Origin of the sequence: Variovorax sp. Root411, assembly GCF_001425205.1 — a bacterium.
Classification (GTDB): Bacteria; Pseudomonadota; Gammaproteobacteria; order Burkholderiales; family Burkholderiaceae_C; genus Variovorax.
The window spans coordinates 22,039-32,729 of the sequence record NZ_LMDW01000009.1; the positions used below are offsets into that span (position 1 = coordinate 22,039).

The following is a 10,691-nucleotide window of genomic DNA, read 5'->3' on the forward strand; positions in this document are numbered from 1 at the left end:
GGAGAACATCCATGCGATTCAAACGACCCCGGGTGCGGTACTCGGAGACGCCCGAACCCATCACGCCCTACCAGGCCGCCGGGCAGGTCTGGGACCAGCGCATCGGCAGTGCGCGTGTGCAGGCGAAGAACTGGCGGCTGATGGCCTTCGGTTCACTGTCGCTGGCCCTGCTGATGGCCGGCGGGCTGGTCTGGCGCTCGGCGCAATCCATCGTGACGCCCTACGTCATCGAGGTGGATCAGGCCGGGCAGGTGCGGGCCGTCGGCGAGGCGGCCACGCCGTACAAGCCGGCCGATGCGCAGATCGCCTTCCACCTGGCGCGCTTCATTACCGACGTGCGCTCGCTGTCGATCGACCCGATCGTCGTGCGACAGAACTGGCTCGAAGCCTACGACTACACCACCGACAAGGGCGCCGCCGTCCTGAACGACTACGCGCGCACCAACGATCCGTTCTCTCGCGTCGGGCAGCAGTCGGTGGCCGTGCAGGTCAACAGCGTGGTGCGGGCCAGCGATGCCTCGTTCCAGGTGCGCTGGACCGAGCGTCGCTATGTCAACGGTGAAGCGGCCGGGCTGGACCGCTGGACGGCGGTGCTCTCCATCGTGCTGCAGGCGCCGCGCACCGAGGAGCGGCTGCGCAAGAACCCCCTGGGCATCTACGTCAACGGGCTGTCGTGGACCCGCGAACTCGAAACCTCCGAAGGAGTGAAGAAGCCATGAATGCACAAAGCCGTGTTTACGTATTGCCGTTGATCGTGTTGGCCATTCTGTTTGCGGGCTGCGCCTCGCAGGGGAAGTCGCCGCCGGCGATCTCGCTCGACGAGCCGAAGCAGGAGAGGGCGGCGCAGTTGCTGCCGGAAGCGCTGAAGCCTGTGGAGGCGGTGGCTGTGCCGCAGCCATTGGCCCTGCCGGGCCAATTGAAGCCGTTGGGGCGCGAGGCTGATGCCAAACCGGTGCCTGAACCTGTCGACGAGAAGGTGCGCGTGTCGCGCGCCAATGAGGAAGCGCGCATCGCGCCGACGCGCGAGGGCTACGTCAATGCGATCCAGGTCTGGCCCTATGCCGAGGGGGCGCTGTACCAGGTCTACACAAGCCCGGGCCGCGTCACGGTCATCGCGCTGCAGCCAGGCGAGGAACTGGTGACCGTTTCGGCGGGGGACACGGTGCGCTGGATCGTGGGCGACACGGCCAGCGGCTCGGGCGCAGACCTGCGCGTGAACGTCCTCGTGAAACCCACACGCGTGGGCTTGAAGACGAATCTCGTCATCACCACCAACCGCCGGACCTATCTGCTCGAGCTGTCCTCGACGCCGCAGACGTGGATGGCGTCGGTGTCGTGGGACTATCCGAAGGACCGGATGTTGGCTTTGCAGAAGCAGGGCCGGGAGGCGCAGGCCAGCGCACCGGTGGAAACCGGCATGACGCTGGAGCAGATCCGCTTCCGCTACGCGGTCAGTGGGGATTCCCCGCCCTGGAAGCCGCTGCGCGCATTCGATGACGGCGAGAAGGTGTACATCCAGTTCCCGGGTGGCATCGCCCAGGGCGAACTGCCGCCGCTGTTTGTGATCGGCCCGCAGGGCGATGGGCAGCTTGTGAACTACCGGTTCCGCGCGCCGTACTACGTGGTGGACCGGCTCTTTGGTGCGGCCGAACTGAGGCTGGGCGGTCTGAACGGAGAGAGGGCTCAGGTGGTGCGCGTCGAGCGCACGGATGGCGTGAGTTCCGCGCGGAGGAACTGAGCATGGGCACGACCGACATGCCGGAAGGTGCTTCTCCGCCTGCGCCGAAGGCCGATCCAGAGGCCATGGCGCTGCGCGCTTCGCCCCGGCCCGTCACTCGGCTGAATCGCCGCATGCTGGCGGTGCTCGTGGGGGGACTCGGTGCGGCGGTGCTGGGGGCCACGCTATGGTCCTTGAGCCCGGCCCGGCGGGACCGTGGCGCCGGCACCGAGTTGTTCAACGTGGACCGCATCTCGCGGGCCGAGGACTTGGAGCGGCTGCCGAAGGACTATGCCGGGCTTGCGAAGGCAGCCCCGCCGGTGCTCGGCGAGCCGCTGCCCGGCGACTTGGGGCCGGCCATCATGAAGTCGCAGCAGCCGATGGAGATGCGCCCACCGGGCGGCGGCGTAGACCCGGAGCAGTCCGAGCGGCTGGCGGCCGAGGAGGCGGCGCGGTCGTCGGTGTTCTTCAGGAGCAGTGGCAACAGCGGTGCGGGTAGGTCGGCGGTGGCCGCGAAGGCGTCGGGTGATGCGCCGACGCTGGCTTCGGGGAATCAGGCCTTCAACGCGATGGCCGTGGCATCGCAGCAGGCCATACCAGCCGACCCGACCGGGATGCAGAACCGCCAGGATGCAAAGGAGGCGTTTCTGGCGAAGGCGGGGGATGGCGCGACGCGCAATCCGGGGAGCCTGCAATTGCCGGCTTCACCGTACCAGGTGATGGCCGGGACAATCATTCCGGCTGCACTGATGACGGGGATCAACTCGGATCTGCCGGGGCAGGTGATCGCCAACGTGACCGAGGCGGTCTACGACACGGCCACGGGCAAGCACCTCTTGATCCCGCAGGGATCGCGGCTGATCGGGCGCTATGACAGCCAGGTGGCGTTTGGGCAGCGGCGGGTGCTGCTGGTGTGGACGCGGCTGATCCTGCCGGATACCTCGTCGGTAGCGCTGGACCGGCTCCCGGGCATCGATCCGGCTGGCTATGCGGGGCTGGAGGATGGCGTCGATTGGCACTGGGACCGCATCTTGGCCGGGGCGGCACTGTCGACACTGCTGGGCGTGGGGGCCGAACTGGCGGCGCCCGAGAGCCGCACCGACGGCAACCGCGTCGTGATTGCGACCCGGGAAGGAGCGCAGGACGCGGTGAACCAGGTCGGGCAGGAGATCACCAAGCGCAACATAAGTGTGCAGCCGACGCTGACCATCCGGCCGGGGTTTCCGATGGGGGTGATGGTGAGCAAGGATCTGGTGCTGCGGCAGTACCAGCCGCTGTTTTTCCATCGGGGAGCGCCGCAATGAGCAAAGAGACCAACCGGCTGAGCTTGGGTGCGCTTCCGCGCTCTGACGCAGTGAAGCTGACGGTCACGCTATCGACCGAGCTGAAGGCGCAGCTCGATACCTATGCGGAGGTACATGGGCGGGTGCATCAGGTTCCGGTGGATGTGGTCGCGCTGATCCCGCACATGCTCGCAGCTTTCATTGCCCGGGATCGGGGATTCAAGACTCTACGCAAAAAGAGCGCGGGTCAGCACAAGAGCCAAGCAGTCGCCGGAGCAATATTCAGCAGTTTGGATTCGAACTCACCGAGCGGAAAAACTAGTTGATTGAGACCCTCAAGGCTCTTTCGGCTTGCGAAGAACCGCGCAGAAATTGAGGGGCGAGGGTACGGTTCGATGCGAACGCAGAAACCTCGAGCGAATGATGTGCCTGCCAAAGGCCTGTTGGCCTATTTCCGAGCCGCGGCATTGGCGCGGGCAGCGACCTCGGCGCATGCCCGCATCAGTTCATCGAAGGGCAGGGCGTTGCCGACCATGACTTCGTCCTCGAGCATCTTGGCGTAGTCTGTGGCAAGCGCTTCCCGGGCAGCGCCTTCGGGCACGATCTGCAAGGCACCTTGCACTGCACTGGCGTAATCGATGACCTCGCCGCCGGCGTCCTTCTCGCTGAAGAAGTAGGACTTGTGCTCGGCCACGGCTCGGGCGACCGCTCGGTCGTCAATGGCGGCGCCGAAGTGCGCGCTCCGCATGATCGCGGCCAGGTCATGCCAATGCCGCGCATAGCGTTCGCCGCGGATTCGCCCTTGGGCGCAATAGACATGTGTCGCGGTGGCTTTCTCCCAGAATGTCCGCGCGACGTTCATCACCTGCGGAGATGCCACGGGGAAGGTCACGCCATCGACATGGCCATCCATGTCACACGCGACCGACAACACTTGGTGTGGTTCTCCGGTCGCCCGGCCGCCGAACTCCAACGTCACGACAGGGGAGACGTAGCCGGTGCCTTGCTTGATCGCTGGGTAGTGCAGCAGGAGCTTGTCGTGCTCTGCGCCGCCGATCTCCAACTCGGCCGCCAACTGCTCCCGGTCCAGTGCCGCTTGGAGAAGCGGTTGCACCTCGGTGGCGATCCATTCGGGAAGGCGGTCTCGAACGGCCTTGGTCCACTTGCTGGCCTGGCTTCGACTCGCCGGCAGAAACTCTTCGCCGCCGGTGAGATCCGCGATTAACTTGCGGATGTCGTAGGTTAGATCGATGTCTTCGGAGAAGCGGTCGATGATCTTGTAAACCTTCGAGAGTGATGTACCACCCTTAAAGGTGAGGAGGGAAGCAAGCGGTGATTCAAACAATGCGCCGAGGGCCCAGACGACCCACACATCCTTTTCGAGCAGATGAGTAGGCAGGCCAGTGTTTGCCCGAGCCTGTTCCAGAACTTCGCCTTGGTCCTCTTTGCTGAGGGCGAAATAGTGCTCAGCCACGTAACGCCTCTGCGCCGATGGCCCTTGCCATCCAGGACGGCAGGGCCGCACGCGCCGAAGTCAGCGTTCGCCACTCAGCCGGCGGTAGCGTGCGGTGCAAAGCTGCCAGCGATTCGCCCACATGGCTGGGGCCCATCCAGGCCAGCGCGCGCACGGCCGCACCGGCCGGCCCAGATCCCAACGCAAGCATCCAGCGCGGAGCGTGCTTGACCATGACCTCGGAGCGCCCGAGCGTGAGCTTGCGGGTGCGTCCCGAGGTCAGGTAGACCTCGCGGATCGGCACTTGCTGGGTCAGGCCTAGCGCATTGGCAGCATTCGCGCCGTGGGGTGTTACCACCTCGCCATTTTGGGTAGCCAGCGCGTGCACCACTTTTTCAGGTGCAGGCGCACGCGTGCCGAAACGGCTCGACACCGGCGTAACGTAGGTGCCGCGCGCTACGCGGAGCAATTTGCCTTCCTTGGTGAGCCGAGAAAGTGCCTGATCGACGGCGGCACGGCTTCCGAGGTGCAGGAATTCCTTGGGCGACAGCACACCTCCCTCAGGCAGGGTCTGTGCGTGCAGCAGGATGGATTCAGGGAGCTTCGTCATGATCATGTTTATCAGAATTGTACGCCTTTTTCTGACATATGGCTCTGCCAGAGTGCGGTTGCCGACCGGGTTGGAAAGTGAGTTGACGATTTCGAAGAATTGCACCAAAATCCAGTTGACGAAATCAAGAAATTGCACAAATGAACTTGCCGCTGCCCGCCTTTTTCAATCCAGAACTCAGCTCTGACCGGCTGCACTCGGTTGCGCAGTGGCTCCTCGACGAGCTGTACGCGACCGAGGACGATTTGTCGCGTTCGACTGATAGCGGATACACGCGCGGGTGCACAACGTTTGGTCGCCAAAGGAAGCGCATCCTCGCGGAGGCGCTTGCCGGCGATCACGCCTGGCTCGGCCTCTCCAGCAGCAGCAATGACATTGTTTTCACCGTTGGCGGCGTACCTTGCCGGTTCAGTAACGATGACCCGTCGAACCCATCGAAGGACGCGGTCCTGACGGCCAATCGCTATCAACTGGACTTCCTGGAGTTCGCGACGAAGGGGGAGCCCGGCCGGTTCTGCTTCGTCATCGACCGCGGTCACGATGGCTCCGCTGAGCCGCGGGTCGAATTTCTGGGCTTCACTCCCAGCGGCGAAATCGCCTGCCGCTGGATATCCGATACCGTGCGCGTACTGCGACTTGAAGGCCAGCAACTTCTGGCGCAGGCTGTCCAGGTCAGCAAGCCGCAGGTGGCGCCGAAGCGACGCGACGAAGGCGACGCGGCCCCCGAAGCTGTGCGATGAGCGAGTTCATTGGAACCAACCTTCGACTCATCCGCCTCTTTCACGATCTGTCGCTTACGGACCTGGGAGAGCAGGTCGGCGTGTCCAAGCAGTTCTTGAGCCGCGTCGAGACCGGCGCAGAAGTCGCATCTGCTCACCTGGAAGCAGCGCTCGCCGAGACATTGGAAGTGCTGCCGGAATTTTTCTATCGCATAGACCCGAATCCGATCGTCGATGAGCAATGTCACTTCCGAAGACAGCTGACCACCAAGGTCGCGTTGCGTCAAGTCGCGCGCGCTCGTGGCGAGATGCTCAAGCGGCTGGTGGGCGTATTGGATGAACATGTCGAGCTGCCGCAGTATCAGGTGTGCGAGGCTGATGCCGAATCACCCGAAACCATCGAGCGAGCGGCCGAGATGTTCCGGTCGCTGTTCGGTCTTGGCCTGGGGCCGCTGAGCAATGTCACGCGAATTGCCGAGAACGCTGGCGCCGTCGTCCTGCGGGTGTGCGGCCTCGCCCCGGAAATCGATGCGGTATCTTTCGCCACAAAAAGGCCACTGATCGCCTTGAACGGAGATGGCCGCTCCGCATGCCGGGAACGTTTTGGGGTGGCGCACGAGCTCGGCCACTTCTCGCTTCACATTGGAGTATTGACAGGTGACCGGCTGACGGAGACCCAAGCCAACCGATTCGCGAGCGCACTTCTGATGCCCCGAAGCACGTTTGCCACCGAATGTCGATTGGCGTTACGGGGGACGCGCCTGAACTGGCCGGGCCTATCGGAATTGAAACTTCGCTGGGGTGTATCCAAGGCTGCGATCATTTTCCGCGGGCGCCAGCTGGGTGTGTTCTCTGACGACCAAGCTCGGGCGGGATATGTCGGCCTCAATCGGCATGGGGAGGCGTTGAAGGAGTCCGAAGATCACCTTATTGCCAATGAAAAGCCGGAAGTCATTGCCGAAAGCCTGAAGGTGATGAAAGAACACTATGGCGTACCGCAATCCGCAGTTGCGCGCGAGATGCGGGTGCAACCGAGGCTCTTACAAGACCTGTTGGAGTTGCCTCAAGTCGAACTGACTGGCAATGTCGTGAGCCTTCGCAGTTCTACTAGCACGCATTTCAGCGAAACGAGGATGCGATGAGTGTTGCCTACGAGAACCCGTTATCGAGCTCAGGCACTTGCCCGTTGTGATCATGGAGTGCCTTCCAATGCCACCATTGACGCCAAGGTGCGAGCTAGAAGGCTTGCCGACCAGGCTTGGGCGAGGGGAAGGCGTCGAGAAAGAAGCGGGCGGCCGCGGACATCGGGTCTACCCGTTTTAGGATTGCCTGCTGGAACGCGTCCCGGACCGAGGCGGTGTCGTCCACGTTGAGCTGCATGCGCTTGATCGCAATCGCGGCGAGGAATTCCAGCGTGGCCATCTGCGGGAGATCGAACCTGGCTGCGACGCGGCTTAGCAGCGTCGTCATGTAGGCGCTCGCCTGGATGTCTCCTCGGTAGTCGAGCTCGGAAGGCAGGGCCGCGCGAAGCAGGGCTGCCTGGATGATGCCCTCATTGAAGCGCGCGAAGTTCTCCGGATCCAGCGCCACATGCATCAACAGCGGACTGCGCAGCTGGTGCTCTGACGATCGCAGCTTGCTGGTCCGCGCGTTCTGCAGAATGGTGGAGATCGTGCCCAGCACCTCGGCCTGGTAGGCTGAGGGCTCGTACTTCCCATCCCAGAACGCGAAGTCCACATTCAAGACCAGCGCGTCGCGCAGCTGTGGGCCGGATGGAAGAAATAATTGCGTGGCCTCGGGTCCGCGTAGCAGGCTGTCCTTGCGCTCGGCAAGCTCGTTAGGCGCCTGGTAGAGCGCGAGCTCTTGCTGGAAGCTCTCCGTTACGGTATCGGCGCTCAAGAACACATTCTTGCGCAGCACCTCGATGGGCGATTTGTGCGATGAGTGCTTTAGATTCCGGTCGAAGGTGTCCAGCTTCGCGCTGCTCTCGGCGACCTGCATTCCAATCAGGTACAGGCGCGCGCCGACGTGGCAGTTTCGAAGATCACGGCTCAGGGACAGCAGGGCATTGCCGCGTCCCACCACTGCAGCAACGCACACGATAGGCGCCGCGCGGTCGATGGTGGATTCGCCCACCTCCTTCGCATTGCGTAGCTTCACCCCGGTGCAGCCAAGAGCAGTTGCGATGTAGGCGACGTGCTGAGCCAAGGTCTCGGACTGTGTGGATCTGCCGCAGATTGCGCCGCTGTTTCCGCGACTTGGTGGCCTCGATCGCGAGCCAGGTCGCGAGCTTGTCGGCATAGGGATCGAGCTTGCTTGAGCTCGCCCGCTTGGCGTAGCGCGGCGCTTCTTCGCCCGCTCGCAGGTACTTCTTCACAGTGTTGCGAGACAGGCCTGTACGCCTTGCAATCTCGCGAATGGACATCTGCTCGCGCAGGGCCCAGCGTCTGATGACACTCAATGTCGCCACGTCTATCACTCCTAGGATCCCCTGCCTTAAAAATGAGCAGGGTAGAGTTTTACGTGGGTCAGTCTTAGACGGAAATTAGTGCGTTAGCCGGGTCAATTTTCGGTGGCAATCAACAGGCGGGCATCATTGCTAATAAGCAGAGTTGGAATGTTCTGGACCGCGGCCTGGAAGAAGTCAACGTTGCGCCGATACGACTGCCGCGGCAACCATCACTGACGCCACAACAATCCGCATGGTTGCAGGTAGTTCTCGATCGTCGAATCTACCGTGTGGGAAATGAACAATACGAACCTGCCCGCACTAGATCGGCGACGCAGAATATCCACGAAGCTCACGTCGTCATGTCCCAGGGATGCGATTGGGATTGCGTTTTCTGTACCGAGCGCACGAGTAAAAGCGGGGGGGAGCAACGCCGCGAAGTGGCGCATGTGGTCAACGAAATTCGCATTCTGGCGGAGCAACATCCGCATGTCCGGATCCAGTTTGTCGATGACAACTTACTGCCGCAGATAGCGGCGGATGCGAAACACTCAGTAGCCCAGCAGTATGCGGCGCTCGGATGGGCCAATGATTTTCTCGAGGGTCTAACCAACATCTGTGCAAGTGCCGGTGGCTCCTTCGGCTGGCGTGGGATCTTCCGGATCGAGGACTTCTTTGCATACGAGGCCAAGTTCACCGCCGATTCCTTCATAGACAGGCTGCAACGTTCGGGATGTCGCATGCTCGCGTTTGGCATCGAACATGGGAGTGAAGAGCAGCGAAGGAAAAACAAGGTGGCGAATGCTGTTATCGACAACAACCAAATCAAAGATGTATTCCGACGACTGCGAATGGCGGACATCCTCACGAAGGCCTATTTCATGCTCGGCGGCCCTTGGGAGACGAAGGAGACCGCACGGCAGACGATCGACTTCGCAATTGAGAGCGGCGCGACGCTAGCGTACTTCGCGCTGTACAAGGATTTCGCCAGGGCCACAACAATTCTGAGCAAGGAGCAAGAGGCTGAGGACCCGAGAGCGGAGGGCTACATTCGCTACGATCAGTTGGCCCTTGACTGGGATCAAGCCTTTGCCATTGCACAAGACGGTCGGTACGGTGCGAATGGCAGCGGCGAAATGGCCAGCGGTCCCGTCACCGAGTCGGAGTTGGCGTGCTATCAACAGGTTGCGGCGCTAGGATTTCGGTTTACCGATCTGGTCAAATACAACGACTATCACAGCGAGGACGCAGATGGCGGTAGTCTCCTGCGTACTGTGACTTGGGGTTCACCTCTGGAATATTTCACGACTGTCGAGCAAGCCTATCGGGAGTTCTATTTGCGACCAGCCTTCGTTCAAGATTACAGCGCGTTGCTGGCACATGGCTATTGATTGAGGTGCCCTGCAGTTGCGCTGAGGTCGCTGATCGTTGACGGTTGACGCGCTGGAATAGCCGCCGCCAAAACGGGCCTATCTCTCGCGTCACCGACCATGGCTGGATAGCTAAACTAAATTCCATGGAACCAGAAAAGAAACGCCACCACTTCGTCCCCAAGGCTTACCTCAAGGCGTTCTGCAACGCTGAGGGAAAGCTGTTGGTTTATCGGAAAGACGATCCGGAGAACGTGCTGAAGATGGCGCCCGATGCCATCGGCTTCGAAAAGTACTACTACGCGCAACCTCTCCCTGGTGGAGGCCGGGACACCAACATGCTAGAGAATATGTTCTCTGAATTGGAAGGCCAGTGGCCGGCGCTGGCTGCTAGGCTCACCAACGGGGAGGATGTGAACGACCAACTGAGCGTGTTGCTTGAGTTCATCGCGCTGCAGCGGGTCCGTGTTCCTGCAAGCAGGGACGTCACAGAAGGCGCATTGGCCAACTTGGTGAAGCAGACGTTGAACCGGATGCACCTCGCGGGGGAACTGCCGCCAATGCCCGCTGGGCTGGGCCTCAGTGACGTCACGGTTGCCATTGACCCGCACCAGTCTATCCATGGCATGGTGACGCATCTCCAGCTCGAAGTCGCAGGCATCATAGACCGGGCGGGTTTTTGGGCGGTCCGCAACGAGACAGGCAGGCCCTTTCTCACCAGCGACAACCCGGTGATTTGGTTCGATGAAACTCAGCCTGAGGACGCTCGCCGACCCTATGCCATCAAGTCGCAGGGGCCTTTCATCTTGGTATTCCCCGTTAGTCCGACCCTTGTAATTCTCGGCGCGCCGAACCATAAAGAGGTCTTTTCTCGGTACGGGCTTCGGTATTCGGCGGCTCCCACTGAGGACTGGGTCGCATGGATAAACGAGGAAGTTTCGCGGTTTGCTTACGAGGCCGTCTTTGCGCAGCGTGAAGGTGAGGAAGAGGTTGTCAAGCGACATCAGGAGCTGCCCCCCTGGCGACATGAAGAACTGACCCCCGGGTTGTTGATCAATCTGTCGTGACTGCGTCTTTCGCGCTGGCCTGG

11 protein-coding genes and 1 pseudogene are annotated in these 10,691 nt (G+C 61.9%); 8 read left to right on the forward strand and 4 right to left on the reverse strand.

Features of this window, described 5'->3' with window-relative positions; genetic code table 11:
* The first annotated feature begins 11 nt into the window (after window positions 1-11).
* Genes trbF through ASC92_RS28000 form a run of 4 tightly spaced genes read left to right on the forward strand, consistent with a single transcriptional unit; the run spans window position 12 to window position 3,326 of the window.
* Window positions 12-719 (forward strand): conjugal transfer protein TrbF, encoded by a 708-nt coding sequence (gene trbF / locus ASC92_RS10885; protein WP_056514626.1) that lies wholly within the window; start codon window positions 12-14, stop codon window positions 717-719.
* Window positions 716-1,738, forward strand: coding sequence for a P-type conjugative transfer protein TrbG (gene trbG, locus ASC92_RS10890; protein WP_056514629.1), 1,023 nt, complete (start codon window positions 716-718; stop codon window positions 1,736-1,738). Before trbF ends, trbG begins: the two co-directional genes overlap by 4 nt.
* A gap of 2 nt (window positions 1,739-1,740) precedes the next feature.
* The gene (locus tag ASC92_RS10895; protein ID WP_056514632.1) at window positions 1,741-3,021 is read left to right on the forward strand and encodes a TrbI/VirB10 family protein; all 1,281 of its coding nucleotides are present in this window, start codon (window positions 1,741-1,743) and stop codon (window positions 3,019-3,021) included.
* Entirely contained in the window at window positions 3,018-3,326 is a 309-nt protein-coding gene (locus tag ASC92_RS28000) for a DUF2274 domain-containing protein (protein ID WP_082519570.1), read from the forward strand. Before ASC92_RS10895 ends, ASC92_RS28000 begins: the two co-directional genes overlap by 4 nt.
* 122 nt (window positions 3,327-3,448) lie before the next feature.
* Here the strand turns inward: ASC92_RS28000 and ASC92_RS10900 are convergent, their stop codons facing one another.
* The gene (locus tag ASC92_RS10900) at window positions 3,449-4,474 is read right to left on the reverse strand and encodes a nucleotidyl transferase AbiEii/AbiGii toxin family protein (RefSeq protein ID WP_056514636.1); all 1,026 of its coding nucleotides are present in this window, start codon (window positions 4,472-4,474) and stop codon (window positions 3,449-3,451) included.
* A complete protein-coding gene (locus ASC92_RS10905; protein WP_056514655.1) occupies window positions 4,467-5,063 on the reverse strand; it encodes a DUF6088 family protein in 597 nt (198 codons plus the stop codon). The genes ASC92_RS10900 and ASC92_RS10905 overlap by 8 nt, the downstream gene beginning before the upstream one ends.
* A gap of 140 nt (window positions 5,064-5,203) precedes the next feature.
* Between ASC92_RS10905 and ASC92_RS10910 the strand changes: the two genes are divergently transcribed.
* Together ASC92_RS10910 and ASC92_RS10915 are read left to right on the forward strand one after the other, a co-directional pair.
* Window positions 5,204-5,803, forward strand: a complete 600-nt coding sequence (locus tag ASC92_RS10910) for a hypothetical protein (protein WP_056514637.1) — start codon at window positions 5,204-5,206, stop codon at window positions 5,801-5,803.
* Window positions 5,800-6,924 (forward strand): helix-turn-helix domain-containing protein, encoded by a 1,125-nt coding sequence (locus ASC92_RS10915; protein ID WP_056514639.1) that lies wholly within the window; start codon window positions 5,800-5,802, stop codon window positions 6,922-6,924. Before ASC92_RS10910 ends, ASC92_RS10915 begins: the two co-directional genes overlap by 4 nt.
* A gap of 94 nt (window positions 6,925-7,018) precedes the next feature.
* On the opposite strand, the gene ASC92_RS10920 is transcribed toward ASC92_RS10915, so the two are convergent.
* Together ASC92_RS10920 and ASC92_RS28005 are read right to left on the reverse strand one after the other, a co-directional pair.
* Window positions 7,019-7,990, reverse strand: coding sequence for a hypothetical protein (locus ASC92_RS10920; protein WP_162245718.1), 972 nt, complete (start codon window positions 7,988-7,990; stop codon window positions 7,019-7,021).
* A 13-nt stretch (window positions 7,991-8,003) separates the two neighbouring features.
* Window positions 8,004-8,261, reverse strand: a pseudogene (locus ASC92_RS28005) (helix-turn-helix domain-containing protein); the annotation flags it as partial.
* 227 nt (window positions 8,262-8,488) lie between these two features.
* Between ASC92_RS28005 and ASC92_RS10925 the strand changes: the two are divergent.
* Both ASC92_RS10925 and ASC92_RS10930 read left to right on the forward strand, forming a co-directional pair.
* Entirely contained in the window at window positions 8,489-9,622 is a 1,134-nt protein-coding gene (locus tag ASC92_RS10925; protein WP_157609039.1) for a B12-binding domain-containing radical SAM protein, read from the forward strand.
* A gap of 125 nt (window positions 9,623-9,747) precedes the next feature.
* Window positions 9,748-10,668 (forward strand): DUF4238 domain-containing protein, encoded by a 921-nt coding sequence (locus ASC92_RS10930; RefSeq protein WP_056514649.1) that lies wholly within the window; start codon window positions 9,748-9,750, stop codon window positions 10,666-10,668.
* Window positions 10,669-10,691 lie beyond the last annotated feature (23 nt).

Excerpts from the sequence above, each read along its gene's own strand:
- trbF (WP_056514626.1), top strand. The coding sequence starts at position 12 with ATGCGATTCAAACGACCCCGGGTGCGGTACTCGGAGACGCCCGAACCC.
- trbG (WP_056514629.1), top strand. The coding sequence starts at position 716 with ATGAATGCACAAAGCCGTGTTTACGTATTGCCGTTGATCGTGTTGGCC.
- ASC92_RS10895 (WP_056514632.1), top strand. The coding sequence starts at position 1,741 with ATGGGCACGACCGACATGCCGGAAGGTGCTTCTCCGCCTGCGCCGAAG.
- ASC92_RS28000 (WP_082519570.1), top strand. The coding sequence starts at position 3,018 with ATGAGCAAAGAGACCAACCGGCTGAGCTTGGGTGCGCTTCCGCGCTCT.
- ASC92_RS10905 (WP_056514655.1), bottom strand. The coding sequence starts at position 5,063 with ATGACGAAGCTCCCTGAATCCATCCTGCTGCACGCACAGACCCTGCCT.
- ASC92_RS10910 (WP_056514637.1), top strand. The coding sequence starts at position 5,204 with ATGAACTTGCCGCTGCCCGCCTTTTTCAATCCAGAACTCAGCTCTGAC.
- ASC92_RS10915 (WP_056514639.1), top strand. The coding sequence starts at position 5,800 with ATGAGCGAGTTCATTGGAACCAACCTTCGACTCATCCGCCTCTTTCAC.
- ASC92_RS10930 (WP_056514649.1), top strand. The coding sequence starts at position 9,748 with ATGGAACCAGAAAAGAAACGCCACCACTTCGTCCCCAAGGCTTACCTC.